This window comes from Hasllibacter halocynthiae (assembly GCF_003003095.1).
GTDB lineage: Bacteria > Pseudomonadota > Alphaproteobacteria > Rhodobacterales > Rhodobacteraceae > Hasllibacter > Hasllibacter halocynthiae.
Map to the genome: position 1 here is coordinate 269,744 of NZ_PVTT01000001.1, position 26,105 is coordinate 295,848.

Annotated in this window: 23 protein-coding genes and 1 tRNA gene; 12 read left to right on the forward strand and 12 right to left on the reverse strand. The window is 74.2% G+C overall.

All coding sequences use genetic code 11. The features are described from left to right. Positions 1–23: 23 nt before the first annotated feature. From BCF33_RS01370 to BCF33_RS01385, 4 genes are all read right to left on the reverse strand, one after another. Positions 24–746 carry a transporter substrate-binding domain-containing protein gene (locus BCF33_RS01370; protein WP_106159157.1) on the reverse strand — a complete coding sequence of 241 codons (723 nt, stop codon included), beginning with the start codon at positions 744–746 and terminating at the stop codon, positions 24–26. A 523-nt stretch (positions 747–1,269) separates the two neighbouring features. Then, positions 1,270–2,043 (reverse strand): ABC transporter ATP-binding protein, encoded by a 774-nt coding sequence (locus BCF33_RS01375; protein WP_106159158.1) that lies wholly within the window; start codon positions 2,041–2,043, stop codon positions 1,270–1,272. A gap of 81 nt (positions 2,044–2,124) precedes the next feature. After that, positions 2,125–2,874, reverse strand: coding sequence for a phosphate/phosphite/phosphonate ABC transporter substrate-binding protein (locus tag BCF33_RS01380; protein ID WP_106159159.1), 750 nt, complete (start codon positions 2,872–2,874; stop codon positions 2,125–2,127). A 30-nt stretch (positions 2,875–2,904) separates the two neighbouring features. Then, the gene (locus tag BCF33_RS01385; RefSeq protein WP_106159160.1) at positions 2,905–3,345 is read right to left on the reverse strand and encodes a tellurite resistance TerB family protein; all 441 of its coding nucleotides are present in this window, start codon (positions 3,343–3,345) and stop codon (positions 2,905–2,907) included. Positions 3,346–3,513: 168 nt separating this feature from the next. Between BCF33_RS01385 and BCF33_RS01390 the strand changes: the two genes are divergently transcribed. Beyond that, positions 3,514–4,260 (forward strand): MipA/OmpV family protein, encoded by a 747-nt coding sequence (locus tag BCF33_RS01390; RefSeq protein WP_106159161.1) that lies wholly within the window; start codon positions 3,514–3,516, stop codon positions 4,258–4,260. A gap of 956 nt (positions 4,261–5,216) precedes the next feature. Next, positions 5,217–6,293: an ion channel gene (locus BCF33_RS01395; RefSeq protein ID WP_158259328.1), complete on the forward strand. Its 1,077-nt coding sequence runs from the start codon at positions 5,217–5,219 to the stop codon at positions 6,291–6,293. 66 nt (positions 6,294–6,359) lie between these two features. Here the strand turns inward: BCF33_RS01395 and BCF33_RS01400 are convergent, their stop codons facing one another. The 4 genes from BCF33_RS01400 to BCF33_RS01415 form a co-directional block, all read right to left on the reverse strand. Beyond that, positions 6,360–6,800, reverse strand: a complete 441-nt coding sequence (locus tag BCF33_RS01400; protein ID WP_211292348.1) for a hypothetical protein — start codon at positions 6,798–6,800, stop codon at positions 6,360–6,362. Between the two features lie 153 nt (positions 6,801–6,953). Further along, positions 6,954–8,612: a CTP synthase gene (locus BCF33_RS01405; protein ID WP_106159163.1), complete on the reverse strand. Its 1,659-nt coding sequence runs from the start codon at positions 8,610–8,612 to the stop codon at positions 6,954–6,956. Positions 8,613–8,742: 130 nt separating this feature from the next. Next, positions 8,743–9,153, reverse strand: a complete 411-nt coding sequence (secG, locus tag BCF33_RS01410) for a preprotein translocase subunit SecG (protein ID WP_106159164.1) — start codon at positions 9,151–9,153, stop codon at positions 8,743–8,745. Between the two features lie 75 nt (positions 9,154–9,228). Beyond that, positions 9,229–10,284, reverse strand: a complete 1,056-nt coding sequence (locus BCF33_RS01415) for a M42 family metallopeptidase (protein WP_106159165.1) — start codon at positions 10,282–10,284, stop codon at positions 9,229–9,231. 137 nt (positions 10,285–10,421) lie between these two features. Between BCF33_RS01415 and BCF33_RS01420 the strand changes: the two genes are divergently transcribed. Further along, positions 10,422–11,720: an adenylosuccinate synthase gene (locus BCF33_RS01420; RefSeq protein WP_106159166.1), complete on the forward strand. Its 1,299-nt coding sequence runs from the start codon at positions 10,422–10,424 to the stop codon at positions 11,718–11,720. A gap of 21 nt (positions 11,721–11,741) precedes the next feature. Then, positions 11,742–11,969: a DUF2842 domain-containing protein gene (locus BCF33_RS01425; protein WP_106159167.1), complete on the forward strand. Its 228-nt coding sequence runs from the start codon at positions 11,742–11,744 to the stop codon at positions 11,967–11,969. Positions 11,970–11,990: 21 nt separating this feature from the next. Here BCF33_RS01425 and BCF33_RS01430 read toward each other — a convergent pair whose 3' ends face one another. Further along, positions 11,991–14,750 (reverse strand): ICP22 family protein, encoded by a 2,760-nt coding sequence (locus tag BCF33_RS01430; RefSeq protein ID WP_106159168.1) that lies wholly within the window; start codon positions 14,748–14,750, stop codon positions 11,991–11,993. Between the two features lie 120 nt (positions 14,751–14,870). Here BCF33_RS01430 and BCF33_RS01435 point away from each other — a divergent pair, with 120 nt between their 5' ends. From BCF33_RS01435 to BCF33_RS01465, 7 genes are all read left to right on the forward strand, one after another. Further along, positions 14,871–15,584 (forward strand): thiamine diphosphokinase, encoded by a 714-nt coding sequence (locus BCF33_RS01435; RefSeq protein WP_106159169.1) that lies wholly within the window; start codon positions 14,871–14,873, stop codon positions 15,582–15,584. A gap of 32 nt (positions 15,585–15,616) precedes the next feature. After that, positions 15,617–16,399, forward strand: a complete 783-nt coding sequence (gene rpiA / locus BCF33_RS01440) for a ribose-5-phosphate isomerase RpiA (protein ID WP_106160144.1) — start codon at positions 15,617–15,619, stop codon at positions 16,397–16,399. An 85-nt stretch (positions 16,400–16,484) separates the two neighbouring features. Continuing rightward, entirely contained in the window at positions 16,485–17,858 is a 1,374-nt protein-coding gene (gorA, locus tag BCF33_RS01445; protein WP_106159170.1) for a glutathione-disulfide reductase, read from the forward strand. A gap of 125 nt (positions 17,859–17,983) precedes the next feature. After that, positions 17,984–19,180, forward strand: a complete 1,197-nt coding sequence (locus tag BCF33_RS01450) for a sensor histidine kinase (RefSeq protein ID WP_106159171.1) — start codon at positions 17,984–17,986, stop codon at positions 19,178–19,180. A gap of 57 nt (positions 19,181–19,237) precedes the next feature. Then, on the forward strand, positions 19,238–20,410 hold the full coding sequence (hflK, locus tag BCF33_RS01455) for an FtsH protease activity modulator HflK (RefSeq protein WP_106159172.1): 1,173 nt from the start codon (positions 19,238–19,240) through the stop codon (positions 20,408–20,410). Further along, positions 20,407–21,408, forward strand: a complete 1,002-nt coding sequence (gene hflC, locus BCF33_RS01460) for a protease modulator HflC (RefSeq protein WP_106159173.1) — start codon at positions 20,407–20,409, stop codon at positions 21,406–21,408. The genes hflK and hflC overlap by 4 nt, the downstream gene beginning before the upstream one ends. Positions 21,409–21,658: 250 nt before the next feature. Further along, positions 21,659–23,143 (forward strand): Do family serine endopeptidase, encoded by a 1,485-nt coding sequence (locus BCF33_RS01465; protein ID WP_106160145.1) that lies wholly within the window; start codon positions 21,659–21,661, stop codon positions 23,141–23,143. 237 nt (positions 23,144–23,380) lie between these two features. On the opposite strand, the gene BCF33_RS01470 is transcribed toward BCF33_RS01465, so the two are convergent. From BCF33_RS01470 to BCF33_RS01480, 3 genes are all read right to left on the reverse strand, one after another. Beyond that, on the reverse strand, positions 23,381–24,361 hold the full coding sequence (locus BCF33_RS01470; RefSeq protein ID WP_106159174.1) for an MDR family oxidoreductase: 981 nt from the start codon (positions 24,359–24,361) through the stop codon (positions 23,381–23,383). After that, the gene (locus tag BCF33_RS01475) at positions 24,361–24,882 is read right to left on the reverse strand and encodes a DinB family protein (protein WP_106159175.1); all 522 of its coding nucleotides are present in this window, start codon (positions 24,880–24,882) and stop codon (positions 24,361–24,363) included. The genes BCF33_RS01470 and BCF33_RS01475 overlap by 1 nt, the downstream gene beginning before the upstream one ends. Positions 24,883–24,981: 99 nt before the next feature. Beyond that, positions 24,982–25,071 (reverse strand) — tRNA-Ser (locus BCF33_RS01480). A 170-nt stretch (positions 25,072–25,241) separates the two neighbouring features. Here BCF33_RS01480 and BCF33_RS01485 point away from each other — a divergent pair. Further along, a complete protein-coding gene (locus BCF33_RS01485; RefSeq protein ID WP_106159176.1) occupies positions 25,242–26,102 on the forward strand; it encodes an SPOR domain-containing protein in 861 nt (286 codons plus the stop codon). Positions 26,103–26,105: the final 3 nt, after the last annotated feature.

The following is a 26,105-nucleotide window of genomic DNA, read 5'->3' on the forward strand; positions in this document are numbered from 1 at the left end:
GCAAGGGCCCGTCCCGGTTGGCCTTACTCGTAGACGGCGGCGTCCTCGCCGAACCATTCGACGATGAGGTCGTTCAGGCTGCCGTCGTCCTTCATGGACTGGATCGCGCCGTCCAGCGCCTCGCGCAGGTCGCCGTCCGATTCGCGCAGGCCCGCGCCGACGCCGCCGCCGAGGGGGACCTCGTCGCCGACGATCATCAGGTCGCCCGATTCGGCGGCGATGGGCAGGAGGTACTCGCCGTCGGCGAAGACCGCGTCCGCCTCGCCGTTGCGGACGGCGGCGACCGCCTCGTCGGGGGTCGCGAACTCGAGGAGGGTGGCGCCCGAATCGGCGACGTGGCCGGCCTGGATCGTGTTGACCTGCGCGGCCACCACGCCCCCTTCGAGATCCGCCCCTTCGTCCATCGCCAGATAGAGCGAGGCGGCGGGCGGGATGTAGTTCTGGGTGAAGTCGATGACCTCGTCGCGCTCGTCGGTGATCGACATGCCGGCCATGATCACGTCGTAGTTGCCCGAGACGAGGTTGGGGATGATCGAGTCCCAGTCGTTGCTGACGAACTCGCAGGCGAGGTCGGCGCGGGCGCAGAGCTCGGCCCCGAGGGCGATCTCGTAGCCGTCGAGATCGCCAGCGTCGTTGATGAAGTTGTAGGGGGGGTAGGCGCCTTCCGTGCCGATGCGGACGGTGTCCTGCGCGAGGGCGGCGGTCCCGAGCGCGGCGAGGGCGGTGGCCCCGAGGATGGTCTTCATGCGGTGGTCTCCCTTGTTGGATCGCGGGGCCGGGGCCGCCGCGTCCGTCCCAGCCTTACGCCCGGCGCCTGCGAAGACAAGGCCGCGGGGCCGCCGGACGGGCCCGTTGCCCGAATCGGCGGCGGCGGGCGGAGGGGGTCCGCGCGGCGGGCGCGGGCGGATGCACCGAACATTCGGCCGGGGTTTCGGAACATCGGGATACCAACGCCTTGCAACCCAGACCCGAGGCGGCGCCGGGCGCCGGGTCCGCACCGTACGCGGCGTTAACCCCGCCAAAGGCCCCCCGGCGCATCCTCTCCGGGCGAGGGGGGAGGCGTGCGGGATGATCCGACGAAGCACCGACATCGCCGGGGCCGGCGCCGCCCCGGGTGCGCGAGAGGGGCGCACGGACGCGGGCCGCGGGGCCGGCGAACGGGAGAGGTGCGCCGCCGGCGGACGCCCGCGCGTCGGAAATCGCGCCGGAGGCGGGCGCGCGGCCGGACCGGAGCGCGGGGCGGGGCGGGGCGATCCCGCCGCCGCGGCCTCAGGCGGCGGCCTGCCCGGCGGAGAGGAAGCCCTGGAGACGCTCGGTCCCCGGCGCGTCGAAGAGGCGCCCGGGCGGCCCCTCCTCGCAGACGAGGCCCTGGTGGAGGAAGACCACGTGGTCCGACACGTCGCGGGCGAGGCGCATGTCGTGGGTGACGAGGACCATCGTGCGCCCCTCCGCGGCGAGGGCCTTGATGACGCGCACGACCTCCTGCTCGAGCTCGGGGTCGAGGGCGCTCGTCGGCTCGTCGAAGAGGAGGGCCTCGGGCTCCATCGCAAGGGCGCGCGCGATGGCGACGCGCTGCTGCTGCCCGCCGGAGAGCTGTGCCGGCCACGCGTCCGCCTTGTCGCCCACGCCGACCTTGTCGAGATAGCGGCGGGCGGCGGCCTCGACCTCGACCCGATCGCGCCCGAGCACGGTGACGGGGGCCTCCATCACGTTCTGCAGCACCGTCATGTGCGCCCAGAGGTTGAACTGCTGGAACACCATGGCGAGGTTCGTGCGGATGCGCGTGACCTGCCGCGGGTCGGCGGGGCGGCGGTGGTGGCCCGCGCCGCGCCAGCGCACGTCCTCGCCCTTGAAGCGGATCGCGCCGCTCTGGCTCTCCTCGAGGAGGTTGGCGCAGCGCAGCAGGGTCGACTTGCCCGACCCCGACGAGCCGATGAGCGACACGACCTGCCCCCGCTCGGCGCGCAGGGAGACGCCCTTGATCACCTCGAGCTCGCCATAGGCCTTATGGATGTCCTCAAGTTCGATGACGGCTTCGGGCACGTGACCTCCCCCTGCGGCGTTCTTCGGACTAGGGCGCGAATTCCGTCCGATTGCAACGCGGACGGCGCGTCCGGCGCCCCCTCAGGCCGCGGCGGGCGGATCCGCGGGCAGGGGGACGGCGGCATAGGCGGCATCGGGCGGCACGGCGAGGGCGCGCCCGCCCAAGGCGCGGCGATGGGCGCCGGAAAGGGCGGCGAGGGCGTCGCGGACCGCCTCGCGAAAGGGCGCGGGGTCGGGGTGCCGGGTGACGAGCGTCTGGCCGGGGACGGGCGCCGTCCGGGGGCCCAGGTGCAGCGCGCGCGGCCCGCCGCCGAGCCGGGCGTCGATGGCCAGCGTCACGAGGTCCACGCAGGCGAGGTCGGCGCGCCCCTCGCGGAGCGCGGCGAGCGAGGCGAGGTGCCCGCCGGTCCGCAGGGTGGCGGGCAGCGGCGGCAGGCCCCGCGCGGCGCGCCACGCCTGCGCGGCGCCCCAGCCCGAATGCGAGCAGGGGGAGTTGTAGGCGAAGCGCAAGCCCTCGGCGGCCGGATCGCGCGGATCGTCCGCGCGCGAGACGAAGACCGAGCGGTAGAACCCCGCCGGGGTGTCCGGCAGGCCGTGGTCGAGGCAGCCTATCCTGACGAGGTCCCGATGCTCGCGCAGGAGGGGGCGGACGCAGACCTGCCCGAGCACGAGGTCGGCGCGGCGCCACCCCTCGCGGTGGGGGACCGTGCGGTCCAGCCGGTCCGGCGCCGCGATCCCGCGCGCCCGCAGCCCGTCCCGGATCGCGGACCAGAGCGCGTCGTGGGCGGCGGCGTTCCCGGGCCGGTCGTACATGGGCAGCGAGGCGAGCATGGCCCCCCCTACCGCGTCACGGGCGGGGGTCTAGGGCGCGGCCTCGACCCGCTGGCGGGCCAGGGCGCTGTCCTTGTCGGTCACGCCGAGAAGGTTCGCGAGCATCCTCAGGAGGCTGTCCTCCTCGGCGTCGCGCTCGCCGTCGGCGAGGGCCACGGCCCAGAGCGCCTCGATCACACCGATCCGCTCCTCCCAGGGGACGGAGTCCTTTATGGCGGTGGTGAAGCGGTGGGTGCCGGGGGCCTCGCGCTCGAGGTCCTCGCCCTCGCGCCGCAGGGCCTCGGCCGCGGCGGGGTCGAGCGCGTAGCGGCGCGCGAGGATGCGGTCGATGCGCGCGACCTCCTCGGGGGCGTACCGGCCGTCCGAACGGGCGATCCGCACCATGAGGCCGGCGAGCGCCCGGCGCTGGTCGAGGTCCTCGAGGGGCCGCGGCTCGGGCCCGTTGAGGGAGCGGAGGAGGTTGGAGAACATGGGCGGGAGCTAGGGCGCGGCGGCGCCCTCCTCAAGGGCTGGAACGGGGGCGGACTGTGGCCGGGGGGTCACGCCTTCGTACGAAATGACGCCTGGCGGCGCCCGGCGGGAACGGACATCCTATCTGTTGCTTGTGAGCCATATCCCGCCGCCGGAGCGCCGCCGCCCATGCGTCCAACCATCGCCGCCCTCTCGACAGCTGCCCTCCTCCTCGCGGGGCCGTCGCTCGCGCAGTCGAACGAGTTGGCCTTCTCCCTCCGGGGGGGGGTCGCCGCGGCGCCGGCCTATCCCGGCGCGGACGAGTACGAGGTGGGCCCCGACCTCGGCTTCTCATTCGGCTCGCTCGAATGGGCCGGCCGCTCCTTCGGGGGGGTGGACCGCACCGGCCCGGCGCTGCGCGGCAGCTTCCGCTACCTCGGCGAGCGCGACGACGAGGACTATCCCGAGCTCGCCGGCCTCGAGGACGTGGACCCCGCGCTGGAGCTGGGCCTGGGCGTGATCTACCGCCAGCCGTCCTGGCAGGCCTTCGCGGACGTGCGCCGGGGTTTCGGCGGGCACGAGGGCACCGTCGGGGAGCTGGGCGCGGACCTGATCCTGCGGCCGGGCGCGAAGACCACCGTGACCGCCGGCCCGCGCCTGTCGTTCGGGGACGGCGCCTATGCGGGCACCTATTTCGGCGTCGCCGAGGCGGAGGCCGACGCGTCGGCCTTCGAGGCGTTCGACGCCGAGGGCGGCCTTCTCGGCGCGGGGTTCGAGGTGGTGCACACCTACCGGCTGAACGACGACTGGGCCGTGGAGAGCGGCATCGGCTACGAGCGGCTGATGAACGACGCCGCCGACAGCCCGATCACGCGCGACGAGGACCAGTTCTCGGTCCGCGTGGGCATCAGCCGGGCGATCCGCCTCAACTTCTGAAGCATCCGCTTCCGCGGCGTGCCGGGCGCGCGCCTCGCCGAAGCGGTGGGGGGCGGCCGCCCCCGACCACGGCATGCGGGGCAGCGCGCGAGGCGACCCGCCTCGTCCCGGAGCATTGGAGCGAGGCCCGCCGCGGCGATGCGGGGGCGGCGGGCCGATCTCGCGCATGCGGGGCGGCGCGCGCACCGCGCCTGCCGGCCGCCGAGGCGCGGGCAGAGGAGCCGGCCTTCCCCCGGGGAACATGATGAGGGGAAGGGCGAGCGGCAGGGAGCCGCGTCGGCGCGGGGGCCGCTCCCTCGGCCCCAGGCGGAGGAGCGCCCCCCGGAACGAGTGGGGAGCCCCCACTCCTCCGCGTGCGGGGGTGACGCCTAACGACCTGATGCGAGCCCAGATCGCAGCCCCCCTCTCCGCGCGCGGGGTTGACCTCTCTGGGTCGCCTGCCTTCCGCGCTCCGCGACTCACCCCCCGCACGCGGGCGGTTGAACGGACCTTCAGGAGGTTCTGGAGGGTAATCGAGCCCACCCCCACCCCACGCGGGGGACGCGCAAGAGGCGGGGCCCACCGGGTGGAGAGGCGACGTCAGGGAAACGCGCGGGAAATGCGCGGGGGTCCGGGCCGACTGCACGGGACGGACGACGCCCATGCGCGGCCCGTGCGCGCGAGGGGCCGGGCCCATCGGTCGGGGATCGGCGCCAGAGGGCGCGCAGGGGAGGCGAGGGGTCCGGGCCGACGGCCGTAGCGGACAACGCCCATGCGCGGCCCGTGCGCGCGAGGGGCGGGGCCCATCGAGCGGGGAAAACGACGCGGGGGATGCGCTGGGGGCCGGCCGACTGCACGAAGTGGAGGATGTCCGGGCGGGATGCGCGGGGGCGGTCCCGCCCCGCGGGGGACGGCACCCGGGGGAGGGCCAGGCGCGGGGGCGGAACCGCTGCCCCCGGGGGGGCATTGGCACCCCGATGATCCGAACTCTCCTCCTTCTCGCCGCGCTGCTCGGGGGGCCGACGGCCGCCGTGGCGCAGGTTCCGGCCCCCGGTCCATCCGCCGCCGCCCTCGTCCCGGACGTGCTGCGGGTCGGCGTCATCGACCGCCCGCCCTATGCCTCGGTCGGCGAGGACGGGCTGCATTCGGGCTTCGTCGTCGGCATCTGGCGCCTCGTGGCCGAGCGCCTCGGGACCCAGACCGAATGGGTCACCATCGAAAGGGCCGAGGTCCGCGCCGCCGTGGCGAGCGGCCTCGTCGACCTCGCGCTGCCGGTCGACGCCGCCGCGCCCCTGGAGGTCGGGCTGGACCTGACGCATCCGCTCCATTCCTCGCATGTGGGCGTGGTGTCGAAGGCGGAAAGCCGCATCTGGTCGACGGTGCGGGGCCTCGCCTCGACCGAGTTCCTTCGGATCGTCGCGGGCCTCGCGCTGCTGCTGCTGGCGGTCGGCGCGCTGGTCTGGGCGCTGGAGCGGCGCAGCAACGGCGAGCAGTTCCAGCGCGATCCGGTGCGCGGGCTGGGCGACGGGTTCTGGTGGGCCGGCGTCACGCTGACCACCATCGGCTACGGCGACAAGGCGCCCGCCACGGTCGCCGGCCGCGCGGTCGCGATGCTGTGGATGCTGGCCGGCCTCGCGGTGAGCGCGGCGCTGACGGCGGCGGTCATCAACGTGTCGAACGCCGGCAGCGCGCCCGAGCTGCCCGAGGATCTTCGCGGCTACTCCGTCCTCGCGCTTCCCGAAGGGGCGGCGGCCGCGTTCCTCGCGCGCGAGGACATCGACGCCGGCACGCGCGAGGACGCGGAGGCGCTGCTGCAGGCGGTCGCGGACGGCGAGGCCGACCGGGCCGTGGGCGCGGCGCCGGCGCTCCGGGCTGCGCTGTCGGGGTCGGACCTGAACCTTCAGGTGCGCGAGACGCTTCTCGACCCGGTCCTCGTGGCCGTCGCGCTGCCGGAGGGAAGCCCCCTGCGCGAGCCGCTGAACCGCGCCATCCTGGAGGTCGTCACCTCCGAGGCGGGGATCGACCTCATCCGCCGCTACCTGCCGGAGGATTGAGGGCCCGCCCGCTTCCAAGGAGGAGGAGGGCAATCGGCCGTGGAAGTCCCGTTCGTTCCCGAAGGATCAGCGCAGGAAGGCGGAGATTTTCGCCTCGACCTCGTCGAGCGTCGCCCCCAGCCTGTTCACCTCGGTGTGGGAGCGGGTCATGTCCGGCGCGTAGCGCGAGATCAGATACTCGCGGCGGCGGGTCATCTCCGCGAGGTGCTCGGCGGTCTTCTTCCTGAGGCGCAGGGTTTGGCAGAAATCCGCGTCCACCAGATCGTGGTGCCGTGCCCTCACCTGCGCCGGGGGTGCGCCGCCGAACCTCAGGAACGCGTTGAGGAACAGCTCGACGGCGTGGATCGCGCAGAGGCGTGCCGGGGCGTAGGACAGCGGCCCGCCCGCACCGGCCGATCCCGGGAGCGCCCGCGCGGCAGCGGCATAGGCCGAGGCCAGGACGAGGATCTCGTCCGGCGTCGCGCTGCTGCCGGGGTAGCCGTCCGGGTCCTCGAGCAGGTCCTTCATCCGCCATCTTCCGCCTGCGGCGATCCCCGAAGGTTCTCGCGGCAATCGGGCGGAATGATGTCGCCGGGCGGACGGCGCCGGGCCGGTCGGGACCGCCCGGCCGGGCCTTCGGATCGGATCCGGCCGGATCTCGGCCGCCCGCCCGATCGCGCGTCAGACGAGGCGGGAGTTCTCCTTCGCGGCGCGCACGAACCCCTCGAAGAGGGGGTGGGGGTCGAAGGGCTTGGACTTCAACTCGGGGTGGAACTGGACGCCGATGTACCAGGGATGGCCGGCCGCCTCGACGATCTCGGGCAGGCGGCCGTCGGGGGACATGCCCGTGAAGCGCAGGCCGTTCGCCTCCAGCGCGTCGCGGTAGCGGACGTCCACCTCGTAGCGGTGGCGGTGCCGCTCCTCGATGCGGGGGGCGCCGTCGTAGACCTCGGCCACCTTCGATCCGTCCGCGAGAACGGCATCGTAGGCCCCGAGGCGCATGGTGCCGCCCTTGTCGTCGGTGACCTTCCGCTCGACCACGTGGTTGCCCTGGACCCATTCCTTGAGGTGGTAGACCACGGGCGTGAAGCGGCGGGGATCTGCGCCCGGCGGCGCCTCGTGGTCGAACTCCTCCGAGCCGGCGTCGGCGAGGTCGGTGAGGTTCCGCGCCGCCTCGATCACGGCCATCTGCATGCCGAGGCAGATGCCGAGATAGGGCACGCCGTGGGTGCGCGCGAATTCGGCTGCCCTGATCTTGCCCTCGGTCCCCCGCTCGCCGAAGCCGCCGGGCACCAGGATGCCGGAGAACCCCTCGAGCACCTGGGCGGGGTCCTCCCGCTCGAGCCGCTCGGAGGCGATCCATTCGGGGCGGACCTTCACCCGGTTGGCGAAGCCGCCATGGGTGAGCGCCTCGTTGATGGATTTGTAGGCGTCCTCCAGCTGGGTGTACTTGCCGACGACGGCGATCCGCACCTCGCCCTCGGGGCGGTCGATCCGGTCCTGCACGTCGCGCCACCGCGACAGGTCGGGCCGCGGCGCGGGCGAGATGCCGAACGCGTCGAGCACCGCCTGGTCCAGCCCCGCCTCGTGATAGGCGAGGGGGGCCGAGTAGATCGAGGGAAGGTCCTTGGCCGCGATCACCGCGTCCGGCCGCACGTTGCAGAAGAGGGCGAGCTTCTCGCGCTCCTTCTCGGGGATGTCGCCTTCGGAGCGGCAGACGAGGATGTCGGGCGCCAGCCCGATCGAGCGCAGCTCCTTGACGGAGTGCTGGGTCGGCTTGGTCTTCAGCTCGCCCGAGGCCTTCATAAAGGGCAGGAGGGTGAGGTGCAGGAAGATGCACTGGCCGCGGGGCTTGTCCTGGGCGAACTGGCGGATGGCCTCGAAGAAGGGCAGCCCCTCGATGTCGCCGACGGTGCCGCCGATCTCGCACAGCATGAAGTCGACCTCGTCCTCGCCGATGGCGATGAAGTCCTTTATTTCATTCGTGACGTGCGGGATGACTTGGATCGTCTTGCCGAGATAGTCGCCCCGCCGCTCCTTCTCGAGGACGTTGGTGTAGATGCGCCCCGAGGAGATGGAATCGGTCCTGCGGGCGGGAACGCCGGTGAACCGCTCGTAGTGGCCGAGGTCGAGGTCCGTCTCGGCCCCGTCGTCGGTGACGAAGACCTCGCCGTGCTCGAACGGGCTCATCGTGCCGGGGTCGACGTTGAGGTAGGGGTCGAGCTTGCGCAGCCGCACCGTATAGCCCCGCGCCTGCAGCAGCGCGCCCAGCGCGGCCGAGGCGAGGCCCTTGCCCAGCGACGAGACGACGCCCCCGGTGATGAAGATGAAGCGCGCCATTGGGACCCCCGGAGCAGGCCTGCCTGCCGTGTGCGTTGCGGTGTGGGACGTGTGCGGGTGGCCCCGGACGCGCCGCGTCACGGGGGGCCCGACTAGCGCGGCCCCGAGGGGGCCGCAATGGGCGGCGGCCTCAGTCGGCCGGCGGCGGGACGGGGACCACCTCGCCCACGGGGGCGGCGGGGGCGGCGGGGGCGGCGGGGGTCTCCTCGACCACCACGGGGGGAAGCGGCGCGTCCTCGGAGAGGGGGGCGATCAGGTCCTCGCCCGAGGGCCCCGATTCGCCGACGCCCAGACGATCGAGCACGGACACCCCCTCGGCCTGCTGGGCGGCGAGGATCGTCAGCGACAGCGAGGTCGCGACGAAGGCGATCCCCAGCGCCCAGGTCGCCTTGCCCAGCGCCGAGGTCGAGCCGCGGCCCGACATCGCGCCGCCGCCGCCCCCGCCCATCCCGAGGCCGCCGCCCTCCGACCGCTGAAGCAGCACCACGGCGATCAGCGCGAGGGCCAGCAGGAGATGGACGGTGAGAACGACGGTCTGCATGGGGGCGTGTCCCTGGGGAGAGGCAGGGCGCTAGCTATGCGGGCGCGGGAGGGGCCGCAACCCCGGCGTGCGGCGTCACGCCGGCGCGCCGAGATAAGCGGCCAGGACGTCGCGCGCGGCCAGGAGGTCGCCGCGGTGGACCGTCTCGCAGACCGTGTGGATGTAGCGCGTGCCCACCACGATCCCGACCGCCTTCGCGCCCGCCGCCGCCTGCTGCGCGGCCGCCCCGTCCTGCCCGCCCGAGCGGAGCATGGTGCGCTGGAAGGGGATGCCCCGCGCCTCGGCGAGGGAGGCGAACTCCTCCGCGAGGCCGCGGTCGGACACGAAGGAGCCGTCGCGCAGGTGCAGGCCGAAGCCGTCGCCCTGCCGGGTCGTGCGGTCGGCCTCGGGCACGCCGGGGGTGTCGCAGGCCAGCGTCGTGTCGATGCCGATGCCCACATGGGGCCGCACCGCGAAGGCGGCCGTGCGGGCGCCGCGCAGGCCGACCTCCTCCTGGACGGTGAAGGCGACGTGGATCTCGTCCTGGCCGCGCGCGTCCCCGAGGGCGCGGATCGCCTCGATCCCCAGCCAGCAGGCGATGCGGTTGTCCAGCGCCTTCGAGACGATCCGCTCGCCCATCTCCTGCAGGGGGCCGTCGAGGACGACCATGTCGCCGACGCGCAGCCGGTCCCGCGCCGCCTCGCCGAGGCCGGTGTCGACGAAGAACTCGGAGAGCTCGGGAACCTTCTTGCGGTCCTCGGGCGTGGCGATGTGGACCGGCCGCCCGCCGGGGTTGAGCACGCCGGGGACGTCGCCGTCGCGCGTGCAGACCGTGACCCGGCGCGCGAAGAGGGTGCGGGGATCGAAGCCGCCGACCGGCTGGATGTAGGCGAACCCCTCCTTCGTGACGTGCGAGACGAGGAACCCGATCTCGTCCATGTGGCAGAGCAGCATGACCCGGCGCGGGTCCCGCGCGCCCCCGGCCGCGTCCCTGCGGCAGAGCAGGTTGCCCATCGGGTCGGTCCGCACCTCGTCGAAGAGGCCGGCGACCTCGTCCTCGATCAGCGCGCGCACCCGGTCCTCGGCGCCGGGCACGCCGGGGGTCTGGGTCAGGCGCCGCAGGAGGTCGAGGTCGAGGGCGTGGTCCGTCATCGGAAGGCTCCGCAAAGGGTTTCGCGCCCAGGTTGCGACGCCGCGCGCCGAAGGTCCACCCGCCCGCGCGCCCCCCGCGCCTTGCCCCTTCAGCCGCGCTGCGGCAGATGCCGCCCCGGCATCGGCGGAGGGCGGGCATGGCGAACGTGGTGGTGGTCGGCGCCCAGTGGGGCGACGAGGGCAAGGGCAAGATCGTCGACTGGCTGTCGGCGCGCGCGGACGTCGTGGTGCGCTTCCAGGGCGGGCACAACGCGGGCCATACGCTGGTGGTCGAGGGCGAGGTCTACAAGCTGCACGCCCTGCCCTCGGGCGTGGTCCGGGGCGGCAAGCTCTCCGTGATCGGCAACGGCGTGGTCCTCGACCCCTGGCACCTCGCCGAGGAGGTCGAGGGGCTGCGGGGGCAGGGCGTGGAGATCACGCCCGAGACGCTGATGATCGCGGAGAACGCCGTCCTGATCCTGCCCCTCCACGGCGAGCTGGACCGCGCCCGCGAGGCGCAGGCCGGGCGGGGCACGAAGATCGGCACCACGGGGCGGGGCATCGGCCCGGCCTACGAGGACAAGGTCGGGCGCCGCGCCGTCCGCGTCGCCGACCTCGCCGACCCCGCCACGCTGGAGGCGCGGGTGGACCGGGCCCTAGTCCATCACGACGCCCTGCGCCGCGGCCTGGGGCTGGAGGCGGTGGACCGGGCCGCCCTCCTGGCGGCGCTGCGGGACATCGCCCCGAAGATCCTGCCCTTCGCCGGCCCCGCCTGGCATGCGCTGGACGAGGCGCGGGGCGCGGGGCGGCGCGTCCTCTTCGAGGGGGCGCAGGGCGCCCTTCTGGACGTGGACTGGGGGACCTATCCCTTCGTCACCTCGTCCAACGTCGTCGCGGGGCAGGCGGCGGCCGGATCGGGCGTGGGCCCCGGCGCGCTGGGCTTCGTGCTGGGGATCGTGAAGGCCTACACCACCCGCGTGGGCGAGGGGCCCTTCCCGACCGAGCTGCCGGGCGAGACCGGCGAGCGGCTGGGCACCCGCGGGTGCGAGTTCGGGACCACCACCGGGCGCAAGCGGCGCTGCGGCTGGTTCGACGCGGCCCTCGTGCGGCAGACCTGCACCCTCTCGGGCGTGCACGGGATCGCGCTGACCAAGCTGGACGTCCTCGACGGGTTCGAGCGGCTGCGCATCTGCACGGGCTACGAGCTGGACGGCCGGCGGCTGGACCACCTGCCCACCGCCGCGGACGCGCAGGCCCGCTGCGCCCCCCTCTACGAGGAGATGGACGGCTGGAGCGAATCGACCGAAGGCGCGCGGTCCTGGGCGGATCTGCCGGCGGCGGCGGTGAAGTACGTCCGCCGCATCGAGGAGCTGATCGGTACGCCGGTCGCGCTGCTCTCGACCTCGCCCGAGCGGGAGGACACGATCCTCGTGCGCGACCCCTTCGCCGATCGCTGATAGGGCGCTATCTTCCCTGCCATGCCGATGCCCTACAAGACCCGCCGCCGCCTCTCCGCGCTGGTGCTGATCGTGCTGCTGCCGGTCTATATCGCCTTCGCCTGGTGGCTGATGTCCCTCTTCGAGCGCCCGCCGATCCTTCTGGAGCTGCTGGTCTACGTCGCGCTCGGCGTGGCTTGGGCGCTGCCCCTGCGGCAGGTGTTCCTCGGCGTCGGGCAGGCGGACCCGGACGCCGGGCGGGGGGACTGAAGCCCCCCAAGGGGGGGGCGCTCAGCCCGTGCGCGCGGCGGGGCCGGGGCCGTAGCGCTTGGGGCCCAGCTTCACGATCCGCTCGTCCCGCAGGAGGTTGCCGAAGGCGCGCATCCGCGCCTCGCGATCCTCGCGGGTCTTGGGGGGGCCGAGAAGGCGCATCGCCTGCCGGCGCGAGACGCCGCCCCCTTCGGCGGCCTCGCGGGCGAGGAAGGCGACCGCGGCCTCCAGGCGCTCGTCCAGCTCGCCGGCCTCCGTCCGGGCGAGGAAGGCGTCGAAGCCGCCGGTCCCCTCCGCATCGCCGCCGGGCGCGTCGTCCGCAGGGCGGGCCGGCGCCGACATTCCGGCGTCGCCTCCCGCGAGGTCCGCGATCGCGGGGTCGACCTCGTGGACGGGGGCGGGCGCCTCCGGGGCTGGGGCGTCGTCCCCGCCCACCCGCTGCGAGGACACGAGCATCAGCGTCGGCTTGCGCCGGGGGCCCGGCCCGTCGCCCGGCGTCGTCGCGGCGAGGTCCTGGCGGAAGGCGTCCGCCTGCCCCTCGGCCCGCCGAGGGGGCGCGACGTCGGTGGCGCGCACCGCATGGCGTAGCCGCTCGAGCGCGGAGCGGCGGCGCGTGCTCTCCGGGGCGGCGAGACGCTCGTCCGTCTCGGTCATCAGGCGCGCGAGGGCGTCGTCGCCCCGGCGCCCGGCGGGCGGGTCGCCGGCCCGGTCGTCCTCGGCCGCGTCCCTGTCCGTGCCCGCGGCATCCGCATGGGGCGCCTCGGCGGGCTGCCTTGGCGCGGGCCCCTCCCCGTCCTCGCGGGGCGGGCCTTCCGGCGCGATGGCCTCGATCGCTTCCTCCTCCGAGGAGGCGGGGATCTCGACGGCCTCGGCGGGATCCTCCTGGTCCGCGCCCTCCACGGGGGGCTCGGCGGGATCCTCCTGGGCGGGATCGGCGCGGGCGGCCGAGGCGGCTTCCGCTTCGGCCCCCGCGACCCCGGCGTCCTCCCCCCCCGGCTCCTCCGGGGCGGCGTCCTCGCCGGAACCTTCGGGGGCCTTCGCGGCGATATCCTCCGGGACCGGCCCGGCGGCTTCCTCCTCCGACCCGTTCGGGGCCGCCTCGGCGGGCGGGGCTTCGATGTCCCCGACCTCGCGGGCCGCGTCCGCCTCGGCGGCGGCCAGCTCGGCCTCCAGCTCGGCCTCGGCTTCGGCGGACAGGGGCTCCGGCTGGGCGGCCATCGCCTCGGCGAGGGCGGCGCGCGCGGCCTCGGCCTCCGCCTCGCGGGCGCTCGCGTCCTCGCCCTCGGCGCGGCGGCGCGCGGCCTCCAGGTCCACGCGCTTCAGGCGGGCCACCCGGACCCGGCGTCCCCCGGCCGCGCGGCCCCCCGGCGCGGGGGCGGGCGCATCGTCCGCGCCGTCCGCCAGCCCCGCCGAACGCCTTCCGCGTATGCGCCGCCGGCGGGGCACCACGGCGCCCTCGGCCTCTCCGGCGGGTCCCTCCGCCGCCCGCATGTCGCCGCCCGGGGCGTGGCCCTCCCCCTCCGGCGCGTCCCGCGTCTCGGCCGCCTCGCCTCGCTGCACCTCGGCGCCCAGCACGGCCAGCAGGGCCGCGTCCGAGGACGGTCCCCCCTGCGGCCCTTCGATCCCGGGCCGGCCCGGGCCGTCCTCGTCGTCGTGGGCGGCGCCCGGCGCCCGGTCCTCGGTGTCGGGGGCGTCGGGGGCGTCTTCCTCCAGGGGCTGGCCGTCGCCGTCCGGCCGCTCCTCCGCGAGCGGGGCGGCGACGACGTCCCCCCCGCGGGGCCCCGCGGGGTCCCCGGTCCCTCCGGCGGGGGCGTCGGCCCGGTTCTCCGCGACGAGGGCGAGGCTGAGCGGAACCTTCCGCACGCCTTCCCCGCCCAGCAGGGCGGCGACCGCGTCCTCCACGTCCGCGCCGTCCGCCTCCGTGCCGTCCGGCCCCGGTTCGGCCCCCTCCCGCGCGTCACCCGCGCGGGGCGGGGCGGCATCGGCGGCACCGCCGTCCGCCTCGTCGCCGAGGAGAAGGGCGGCGAGGTCGTCCTCCGCCGCGATCCCGCCCTCGTCCTGGGGGGCGCCTTCGGCATCCTCTTCGTCCGCGAGGAGGGCGAATCCGTCCTCGGGCGCCTCCTCCTCGTCCTCCTCGTCGAGAAGGGCGGCGATCGGGTCCTCCCTCTCCTCCTCCGGCGCGGCCTCCGGCGCGGCGCCGGTGGGAGAGGGGTCCTGTCCCGCCGCCTCCGCGACGGCCTCGAGCAGGGCGGCGACGCTCGCGGGGCCTTCCCCGTCTTCCCCATCCTCCCCGTCCGCATCCTCGCGCGCGGCCCCTCCGTCGTCGAAGGCGGATTCGGGGGCGCTGGCGCCGGCGGCGCCTTCCCCTTCGGCGGGCCCGTCCCGCACCGCGTCCGCGGGGTCCCCGGCGAGCTCGGCGTCCTCCCGGGGCCCGTCGGCGTCGGGACCGGCCCACGCCCCGGGCACCGCGGCGGGGGGATGGCCCTCGCCGGTCGCGTCCGGCTCCGGCCGGGCCGCCGGGACCGGGTCGCTGGCCGTCAGGGCGATCCCGCTCTCCGTGGTGCGCCCCTCGACCGGGCGCTTGATCTCCCGCTCGGCGATCCGGGCGAGGTGGTCGGCGTCCGGCCGAGGCCCCTCGGCGCCGAAATGGCGGTCGTCGGCGGCGAGGTCGCGGAAGTACTCCGCCACGGAGCGCATCGTCTCGAAGTTGTCGTCGAACCCCTCGAGCGTGCAGGAGAAGGTGCCATAGGACACCGTGAGGATCTTGCTCGTGCCGACCATGGGGATCACCTGCCTGAATGCGTCCGCGGACGGTTTACGCCCGAATGAGCCGATGCTTTGCGCTCCGCAGGGAAATTTGCGGGGCGGGCCGAGGGCGAGATTGTGTCGAGGGACGGAACAATGCAACGCGGCGGCGATCCTCCGCCGGTGCTGACGGCGGCGGAACCGGTCGCGCTGGTCGGGGCGGGGCCGCCGGACGGCCTCCGGGCGGTGCTGTCTCGGGCCGGGCCGGTCGTGGCCGCCGACGGGGGCGCGGCGGCCTGCCTCGCCGCCGGGCGGGTGCCGGACGCGGTGATCGGCGACCTCGACTCGCTGGACGGGGCGGCGCGCGCCGCGATCCCGGCCGGGCGCGTGCACCGCATCGCCACGCAGGACGACACCGACTTCGAGAAGGCGATGGCCCACGTCCGGGCGCCCCTCGTCCTCGGCGCGGGGTTCCTCGGCGGGCGGGTGGACCATGCGCTGGCCGCGCTGGGGGCGCTGCCGCGCCTGCGGCCCTGCATCCTCGTCGGCTTGGAGGACTGCGCCTGCGCCCTGCCGGCGGGCGAGACGCGGCTGGACCTTCCCCCCGGCACGCGTGTGTCGCTCTTTCCCATGGGCCCCGTGACGGGAACCTCGGAGGGGCTCGAATGGCCGATCGACGGTCTCGCGCTCCGGCCGGCGGGGCGGGTGGGGACCTCGAACCGCGCGAAGGGCCCCGTGCGGCTGCGGATGGACGGGGCGGGGTGCCTCCTCATCCTTCCGGCGGCCGCGCTCGACGCGATGATCGGCGCCCGCCTGCGCGCCGCGGGCGGCGGATTCGCCGCGCTTCCACCTTCGGCCCCGTCCGGCTAAGCCGGGCCCGACCACCCCGGGGGAGCTGCGCGATCATGTCCAACCTCTCGCCCGTCGACCGGGCCAAGTTCATCGCCGCGCGGCGGGCCTGCGACTACGTCGAGGACGGGATGAAGGTCGGCCTCGGCACCGGGTCCACCGCCGCGTGGATGGTCCGCCAGCTCGGCGAGATGGTCCGCGAGGACGGGCTGCGCATCAAGGGCGTGCCCACCTCCTCGCGCACGGCGCACCTCGCCCGCGAGACGGGGATCGAGGTGATCTCCCTCGACGAGGCGAAGTGGCTCGACCTGACCATCGACGGCGCGGACGAGTTCGACGGCGACCTCGCCCTGATCAAGGGCGGGGGCGGCGCCCTCCTGCAGGAGAAGATCGTCGCGACCGCCTCCGACCGGATGGTGGTGATCGCGGACGCCGCCAAGGAGGTGCAGGCCCTCGGCGCCTTCCCCCTTCCCGTCGAGGTCGTGCCCTTCGGCTGGCAGACGACGAAGGCGCTCGTGGAGGAGACGCTGGCCGGGGTGGACGTCCTCGGGCGCGAGGCGACGCTGCGCATCAGCGGCGACGGCCCCTATGTGACCGACGAGGGGAACTACATCCTCGACCTCGCCCTCAGGCGGATCGGCAACCCCTGGCAGACCTCGCTGGTCCTCAACCAGATCCCCGGCGTGGTCGAGAACGGCCTCTTCGTGGACGTCTGCGACGTCGTGGTGATCGGCCGGCCGGACGGCGTGGTCGAGGTGCGCGACGTCGAGAACGGCGCCTCGACGCAGCGGGTGGACATCCTCGGCGAGGACGCGAACCTCTTCGCGGACGAATAGCGCCCGCCCCCCGCCCCGTGCGGGGGGGAACCCGCCCCTTCGGCCGGGGCGTTCGGACCGGCGCGCCCAAGGAAGGACATCCCCCATGGCCCACACGGCCCACGACTACGACCTCTTCGTCATCGGCGGCGGATCGGGCGGGGTTCGCGCCGCCCGCCGCGCTGCCGCGGCGGGCGCCCGCGTCGCCCTCGCGGAGGAGTACCGCCTGGGCGGCACCTGCGTGATCCGCGGCTGCGTGCCGAAGAAGCTGATGGTCTTCGCTTCCGAGTACGGGCCCGACTTCCACGACGCGAAGGCCTTCGGCTGGGATGTCCCCGAGGCGCCGGCGTTCCGCTGGCCGCCGTTCCGCGAGCGGCTGCACGCCGAGCTCGACCGCCTGGAGGGGGTGTACCGCCGCCTGCTGGAGGATTCGGGCGTCGAGGTCGTCGACGCCCGCGCGACGCTGACCGGCCCGAACGGCGTCGCCCTCTCGAACGGGCGCGAGGCGGGCGCGGACACCATCCTCGTCGCGACGGGCGGGCGCCCCGCGCTGCCGGACTTCCCCGGCGCCGAGCTCGGCCTGACCTCGAACGACATGTTCCTCCTCGAGGAGCTGCCGCGCCGCCTCCTCGTCGTGGGGGGCGGCTACATCGCCTGCGAGTTCGCCGGCATGATGAACGGCATGGGGTCCGAGGTCTGCATCTACCATCGCGGCGCCCAGATCCTGCGCGGCTTCGACGACGAGGCGCGCGGCCTCATCGCCGAGGGGATGCGCGACCGGGGCATCGACATCTCGCTCGGGACGTCCGTGCTGGAGATGCGCAGGAAGGACGACGGCACGATCTGGACCAAGTCCACGAACGGCCACGAGGGCGAGTTCGACGCCGTCCTCCTCGCCACGGGGCGCACGCCCAACACCGAAGGCATGGGCCTTCGGGAGGCGGGCGTCGAGATCACCCGCAAGGGCACGGTCTGCGTGGACGCCATGTCGCGCACGAACGTCCCCTCGATCTGGGCCATCGGCGACGTGACCGACCGCGTCGCCCTGACCCCCGTCGCCATCCGCGAGGCCATGGCCTTCGTGCGCACCCGCTTCGGGGGCGAGGACTGCCCCCCCGACCACGACCTGATCCCATCGGCCGTCTTCACCCAGCCCGAGATGGGCGCCGTCGGCATGACCGAGGAGCAGGCGCTCGAGCGGGACGTCCCGGCCGAGATCTACGCCACCTCGTTCCGGCCCATGCGGACCGCCTTCGCCGGCCGCCCCGACCGGGTGCTGATGAAGATGGTCGTCCACGCCGAGACGCGCGTCGTCCTCGGGGTGCACATCGTCAGCCCCGGCGCGGGCGAGATGATCCAGTTCGCGGGCGTCGCCGTGAAGGCCGGATTGACGAAGGAGCAGTTCGACGCAACCTGCGCCGTCCACCCCACCGTCGCCGAGGAGATGGTGACCATGGACGCCCCCGTCCGCACCCTCTGATACGGCCGCGCGCGACTCGCTCGGCTTGCGCGAATGGATGGAACACTACCCTTGGTGGTGCGCGTTCAAGGTTCGACCGGCCGACGCCAACCCCCCCACCGGCGTCCGGGCGGCCGGAGGATGAGATGAACGACCGCATACATGGCGGCGAGGCTGGGACGTCCGGCCGCGCGCCCGACGAACTCGCGGGCCGTCTGCGCCAGCAGAAGCTGCTCGCCGATTTCGGCGCCTTCGCCCTCTGCGCGGGCAGCTTTCACGAGGTCGCCGACGAGGCCGTGCGCGTCGCCGCCGAGGGCCTGGACGTCCGGCTGGCAAAGTATCTCCACTTCCGCGAGGCGGAGGGCGACCTCCTCATGCTCGCGGGGACCGGCTGGGGGCCGGGCGTCGTGGGAAGCGCCACCTTCTCCGCCGATCCAGGAAGCCCCGCCGGCTACGCCTGGCAGAAGGGCGAGGCGGCGATGGCGAACGACCTGCCCTCCGACGGCCGTTTCCGCACGCCGCCCCTCCTGGCCGAGCGCGGGGTCCGCCGGGCGATCAACGTGCCCGTGAAGGATTCCGGCCATCCCTTCGGCGTGCTGGAGGGCAACGACACCGCGCCCGGCATGTTCACCCAGGCCGATGCCGACTTCCTGCAGGGCATGGCGAACGTCCTGTCCGGCGCCATCTTCCGCGAGCGGCGCGAGCGCGAGCTGCGCGCCGCCGAGATGCGCCAGACCCTTCTCGCCGACGAGATGCGGCACCGCGTCAAGAACCTCTTCTCGGTGGTGCAGGCGGTCATCTCCCTCTCCCGGCGCGAGGCGTCGCGGAACGGCGCCTCGGACCCGCTCGCCCTCCTGACGGGGCGGATCGACGCACTGCGCGCGGCCGGCGAGGCGGGGCTGAGCGGCACCCGCGGCGCCGTCCCGACCGCCGAAGGGGGCGGGTGGGTCGACCCGATCGAGCTGTCGCGCCACGTCCTCGGCGCCTATGGCGACCGGATCGAGATCGAGGGCGGCGCGCCCGCGTTGACGTCGGGCCAAGCCGGCCCGGTCGCCATCATCCTCCACGAGCTCGCGATCAACGCTTTGAAATACGGCGCCCTTTCCGTTCCCGAAGGCCGCGTCTCCCTCTGCTGGAACGCGGCGGAGGGCGCCCTGCTCCTTCTTTGGCGCGAGGTGGACGGCCCGCGCGTACTCGGACCGCCCGAGGATTCGGGGTTCGGCCTGGGCCTGATGCGGCGCATCGCGGCGCCGCTCGGGGCGGACCTCTCGCTGGACTGGTCGCCGCCCGGCCTGGCAGTCACGCTTCGAATGATGCCGGAGGCGCGACCAGCCGCCGCTTGAATCCCCGCCGCGCGTCCGTAGGTAGGTGGCGAGCCAACAAGGGAAGGCATCGACGCGATGGCAGGCAATTCCGGCGGTCCCTGGGGATCGGGCGGCGGCGGAAGCCGTCCCCCGCGCGGACCCGAAGGCCCTGGGGGCCCGGGGGATCGTCCCCCCCGCCGCCCCGGACAACAGGGCCAGATCGAGATCGACGACCTCGTCCGCAAGGGGCAAGAGCAGCTTCGCGTCCTGATGGGCGGCCGGGGGCGGCGGCGCGCGGACGGCCCGGGCGGCGGCGGCGGCGGCGGCGGCCCCGCGCTGACGCGCGGCACGATCGCCCTCGTGGCGCTGGTCCTCGTGGTCCTGTGGCTCTTCGCCAGCTTCTACCGCGTCGACACCTCCGAGCGCTCGGTCGAGCTGTTCCTCGGCGATTTCTCCGAGATCGGCGAGCCCGGCCTCAACTTCGCGCCCTGGCCCTTCGTCACGGCCGAGGTCGTGCAGACCGACGTCCAGCGGACCGAGCAGATCGGCGTGAACACCGACCGCGGCGCCACGCGGGGCGCATCCGGGCTGATGCTGACGACGGACGAGAACATCGTCGACATCGACTTCCAGGTGGTCTGGAACATCACCGATCCGGCCAGCTTCATCTTCAACCTCGCCGACCCCGAGCAGACCATCCGGGCGGTCAGCGAATCGGCCATGCGCGAGGTGATCGCCCAACGCGCGCTGGCGCCGATCCTGAACACGGACCGCGACCAGATCGCCGACGAGGTGCGCCTGCTGATCCAGGCGACGCTCGACCGCTACGACGCGGGCGTGAACATCGTGCGCCTCAACCTCGACCGGGCCGACCCGCCGGGGCAGGTGATCGACGCCTTCCGCGACGTGCAGGCCGCCGAGCAGGAGCGTGACCAGCTCCAGCGCCGGGCGGATCGCGACGCCAACGTCGCCGTCGCCCAGGCCAACGGCCGCGCCGCGCGGGTCCGCGAGGAGGCCGAGGCCTACCGCGCCCGCGTCGTGAACGAGGCCGAGGGCGAGGCCGCGCGCTTCACCTCTATCCTCGCGGAGTACCAGCGCGCCCCCGAGGTCACGCGCACGCGCCTCTACCTCGAGACCCTCGAGGAGGTGTTCGGCCGCGTCGACAAGATCATCCTCGACGAGGCCGTGTCGGGCGGCCAAGGCGGCGGCGGCGTGGTGCCCTACCTCCCCCTCAACGAGCTGCGCCGCGGCGCGGGAGAGAGCCAATGAACCGCAACGTCTACCTCGCCATCGCCGGGGTCGTGGCCCTGGTGGTCCTCCTCTCCTCCGTCTTCATCGTGGACGAGCGCGAGAAGGCCCTCGTCCTCCAGTTCGGCCAGATCGAGCGGGTCGAGGAGGAGCCGGGCCTCAAGTTCAAGATCCCCTTCATCCAGGAGGTCGTGCGCTACGACGACCGGATCCTCGCGCTCGAGACCGACGTGATCGAGGTGACGCCCTCGGACGACCGACGCCTCGTGGTGGACGCCTTCGCGCGCTACCGCATCAGCGACCCGGTGCGCTTTCGGCAGTCGGTCGGCGCGGCCGGCCTCGCCTCCGCCGAGCGGCAGCTCGAGGACATCCTGACGACCCAGACCCGCGCGGTGCTGGGCGCCGACGGCGTGACCTCGAACACCATCCTCTCGCCCGAGCGCGGCGTGCTGATGGAGCGGATCGCCCGCGCCGCCGACGCGCGCGCCGCCTCGCTGGGCCTCGACATCGTGGACGTGCGCCTCAAGCAGACCGCGCTGCCCGAGCAGAACCTCGAGGCGACCTTCGCCCGGATGCGCGCCGAGCGCGAGCGCGAAGCCGCGAACGAACGGGCGACCGGCGCCCAGCTCGCCGAGGAGATCGTCGCCGCCGCCGAGCGGACGGCCGTCGAGACCACCTCGACCGCCGAGCGCGACGCCCAGATCATCCGGGGCGAGGCCGACGCCGCCCGGACGCGCATCTTCGCCGAGGCATTCAGCGCCGACACGGAGTTCTACGAGTTCACCCGCCACCTCCAGGCCTATCGCGAGGCCTTGGAATCGCAGGGGACCACCATGGTGATGACCCCGGACTCCGAGTTCTTCGACTACCTGCGCTCCAACAACCCCGGCGGCATCACGCTGCCCGAGGCGGTCACGAGCGCGCGCGTGCCGGCCCCGCTGGACCCGCCGCCGGCGGTGGAGGACGACGAGGGCGTCGAGGTACAGGTCGTCCCGGTCGAGCCGGCCGAGACGAACTGACCCCGGACGCGGGGGCCGGCTTCCAAGCCGGCCCTCCGCCGTCCCTCGCGGGCCCGCCACGGTCCCTCGGCGACCGGCGGCGGGCGCCTTTCCTTCAAGGGCGTCACGCGAAGGTGAGGCGGTCGTGGGCCGCGCGCCGTTGCGGCGGGGCCATGAAGGGAAAATATTGCGGCGATCGCGGGATCTGCGCCCGACCGCGTGCGGGCCCGCGTCCGGACATGCGACCGGCGGCCCCTCCGCGCCGCCCGACATGAGGGAGACCACCTTGATCCACTCCACCCAGCGCCTCGCGCTCGCCGCGGGAACGGCCATCGCCCTCGCGATGCCGACCGCCCCCTTCGCCCAGAACGTCACGGAGGAGGTGCCAGCGCGGATCGAGCGTCCCGTCTCCTTCGCCCAGCTCGCCGAGACGATCAGCCCCTCGGTCGTGAACATCACGACCACCACGGGCGTAGAGCGGCCCGCCGACGACATGCTGCCCCAGGTTCCCGAGGGCTCGCCCTTCGAGGACTTCTTCCGCGAGTTCCAGGACCGCCAGGGCCCGAACGGCCCGCGCCGCGGCAACGCGCTCGGGTCGGGCTTCGTGATCTCGCCCGACGGCTACATCGTGACGAACAACCACGTCATCCAGGGCGCCGACGAGATCATGATCGAGTTCTACCCCGGCGGCGGCGACGACGTCCTGGAGGCCGAGATCGTCGGCACCGACCCGAACACCGACCTCGCCGTCCTGAAGGTCGAGCCCGAGGGCGACCTCGACTTCGTCGACTGGGGCCCCTCCGAGGACAGCCGCGTCGGCGACTGGGTCCTCGCCATGGGCAACCCGCTGGGGCAGGGCTTCTCCGTCTCCGCAGGCATCGTGTCGGCCCAGGGACGGGCGCTGCGCGGGGTCTACGACGACTACATCCAGACGGACGCGGCCATCAACCGCGGCAACTCGGGCGGCCCGCTCTTCAACATGGACGGCGAGGTGGTGGGCGTGAACACCGCGATCCTCTCGCCCACGGGCGGCTCGATCGGGATCGGCTTCGCCATGTCCTCGGCCGTGGCCGAGGACGTCGTCGACCAGCTGATCGAGTTCGGCGAGACCCGCCGCGGCTGGCTCGGGGTGCGGATCCAGAACGTCGACGACGACCTCGTCGAGGCGCTCGGGCTCGACGACGCGCAGGGGGTGCTCGTGACCGACGTGCCCGAAGGCCCGTCCGCCGAGGCCGGGATCGAGTCGGGCGACGTCATCCTCTCCTTCGACGGCCAGCCCGTGACCGACGTGACCGAGCTGGTGCGCGTCGTGGCCGGCGCCGCCGTCGGCTCGGAGGTGGACGTCACCGTCTTCCGCGACGGCGAGGAGCTGACGCTGCCCGTCACCCTCGCCCGCCGAGAGGACGCCGAGGACGAGGCCGTGCCCGTCGCCGCCGAGAACGACGGCGCCGGCCCGGCGACGACCGAGGCGTTCGGCATGACCGTCTCCGAGATCGACGATGGCCTGCGCGAGGCGATCGGCCTCGGGGACGACGTCGAGGGGCTCGTCGTGGTCGAGGCCGACGACGACGGCGAGGCGTTCGAGAAGGGCCTGCGGCGTGGCGACCTCGTGATCGAGGTCGGGCAGGAGCCGGTGGACACGGTCGACGCGTTCGACGCGCAGGTCCAGGCCGCCCGCGACGCCGGGCGCCGCTCGGTGCTCATGCTGGTCCGGCGGGAGGGTGAGCCGCGCTTCGTCGCGCTCAACCTCGAATGATCGGTCCCTCCGGGGGATGACGGGGGCGCCTTCGGGCGCCCCTTCTCGTTGCGCCGCCCGCGCGCACCAGGCCCGGATCAGGGTCCGTAGCCCGAAGGGGCGCCACCAGGGGCCGGATGATGGATTCGCGTCCATGGGGCCCAGCATAGGGCCCAGACGTTAAGCGAACGTTGCCCTGGCGGACGATGCCCGAAGGTACCGTCAAAGACCTCGCGACGCGAAAAGAATCCGGGAAGGTTAAAGATCCACCACCACCCGTCCGCGCACCTTCCCCCCCAGGATCTCGGCCCCCAGCCGGGGCACGTCCTCCAGCGTGGCGGGCACGACCATCGCCTCCAGCTTCTTCATCGGCAGCAACTCTGCGATGCGGCCCCAGGCCCGCACCCGGTCTTCGTAAGGCTTCGTCACGCTGTCGATCCCCAGGAGGTTCACCCCCCGCAGGAGGAAGGGTATCACCGTCGCGGGAAGATGCGGCCCCCCCGCGAGGCCCACCGCCGCGACCGAGCAGCCATGTCGCATCTGCCCCAGGACCCGCGCCAGCATCGCGCCGCCGACCGCGTCGATGCATCCCGACCAGACCTCCGACTCGAGGGGGCGCCCCACCGTCTCGGCCAGCTCGGCGCGGGGCACGATCCGGGTGGCGCCGAGGTCCCTCAGATAGCCTTCCTGCTCGGGCCGGCCGGTCACCGCCGCCACCTCGCGCCCCATCGCCCCCAGGATCGCCGTCGCGACCGAGCCGACGCCCCCCGACGCCCCCGTGACGAGGACCTCGCCCGGCGGCAGGCCCTGATCCTCCAGCGCCTGGATGGCCAGCATCGCGGTCAGGCCAGCCGTGCCGACGGCCATCGCCTGCCGCAGGTTCAATCCTTCGGGCAGGGGCACCAGCCATTCGCCCTTCACCCGGGCCATCCCGGCATAGCCGCCCCAATGCGCCTCGCCCACGCGCCATCCGGTCAGCACGACCTCGTCGCCCGGCGAATACCGTTCATGGTCAGAGGTTTCCACGACGCCGCCGAAGTCGATCCCCGGCACGTGGGGATAGTGGCGCACCAGCCCCCCGCCGCCCGGCATCAGGCAGAGCCCGTCCTTGTAGTTCACCGTGGAATGGCAGACCCGCACGGTCACGCCGCCTTCTGCCACCTCGGGCAGATCGGCCTCCGAGAGCTCGCGGATCGCCGGCGCGGCGCCTTCTTTCTCGATCATGAGGGCGTCGAACATCACGCGGCTCCTTCGGGCATCAGGAAGAGGTCGGTCGCCTCCGGGCGCGCCCCGGCGGCGGTCAGCATGGCATGGATCTGGCCGCGGTGGTGGACCTGGTGGACGAACACGTGGGTGACCACCCGGCCCGCGGGGAGGGCCACCTCGCCCCCGGCCGAGGCCGAGCGCCAGCGCACCTCGCCGCGCAGGAACTCGTCCGTCAGCCCGGCGGCCCACCCGGCGAGCGCCGCGTCCGTCTCGCCCCGGCGGGACTGCAGGCGGCCCCAGTCCGCCTCCTGGCGCGGCGATTCGGCCAGCCCCGCCTCCGGCGCCGGCGTCCCCGTCAGCCTCGACAGCCAGAGCAGGTCCGCCCAGAGCAGATGCGACATCGTCCCGTGGATCGAGCCGAAGAAGGCGCCGCGGTCCCGCTCCCGCTCCCGCGGGGGGAGGGCGTCCGCCGCGCGCATCTGCGCCTCGTTCTGCCAGGCGTTGTAGCGGGCCATCATCACGGCCCAGTCGCGGTCGATCAGCGTGTCGGTCATGGCGTCCGGTCCTCTCGCGTCGCTCCCGTCACCACGCCGGACCCGGCACCGGGGTTCCGCCCCTTTCCCGCCCGTCGCGGGCCGCCCCGGCCGGGGCGATGGCGGAAGCGGTGGGATTCGAACCCACGGGACGGTTGCCCGCCCGGCGGTTTTCAAGACCGCTGCCTTCGACCGCTCGGCCACGCTTCCTCTCCCTCGGGCGGTTACCGCGCCGCCAGGCGAAGGGGAAGGCGCGACCTGCCGGACGCGGCATGCCGCCGACGAAGGGCGGCGCGGCTTCCCCCGCCCGGCACGAGCGGCTAGAATCCGCCCAAACGATGGGCAGGGTCCGGCAACAATCCGGGCGGAGGGGCAGCTTCATGGACAAGACGCGTCGCATCTGGGGCGCGCTCGCCCTGGCGGGACTTCTGGCAGGCTGCGGGGAGGAGGGGTTCAAGCCCTCCGCGCTCCTGCAGGGGGAGAGGGCCGAGGCGCCCGCGACCACCGTGATCGAGCAGCGCGACGTCGAGGCCCCGGAGGTGTTCCAGGTCACCGAGCCGGCGATATGGGACGGCCGCCCGTCTCTCGGGGGGATCTGGGTCGCCCATCCCGAGGTGCAGGAGCCCGAGCGCGTCATCATCCGCGATACCGGCTCGGGCCGCTTCGTGGTCGGCGCCCTCTTCCGGCGCGAGCGGCTCGGTCCCGGCCCGCGCCTCCAGATCTCCTCCGAGGCGGCCGAGGCGCTGGGGCTGATGGGCTCCGTCCCCGCCACGCTCGAGGTGACCGCCCTGCGCTCGGAGGACGTGCCCGTGACTGTTCCCGCCCCCGCGGCGGGCGGCCTCGACGCCGTGACCCCCATCGAGGCCACGCCGCTGGCCGGGCCCGACCTCGAGAATCCCTCCGAGGACGAGCTGCGCGAGATCGCCCTGGCCGGCATCGAGGCGCCGGCCGCCGCCGTGCCGCCGGCGTCGGACGTCATCGCCGCCCCCGCGCCGGACGCCGTGGTCCCGACGCGGCCCTTCGTGCAGGTGGCCATCTTCGGCGACGCGGCCAACGCCCGCCGCGCCGAGGCGGCGCTGGGGGGCGAGGGCCTTCCCGCGGCGGTCCGCGAGGAGGCGCAGGGCGCGCGCACCTTCTTCCGGGTCGTCATCGGACCCGCCTCCTCCTCGCAAGACCTCGACCGCCTCCTCGCGGAGGCCCGGCGCCTGGGCTATCGGGACGCCTACGCCGTCCGCAACTGACCG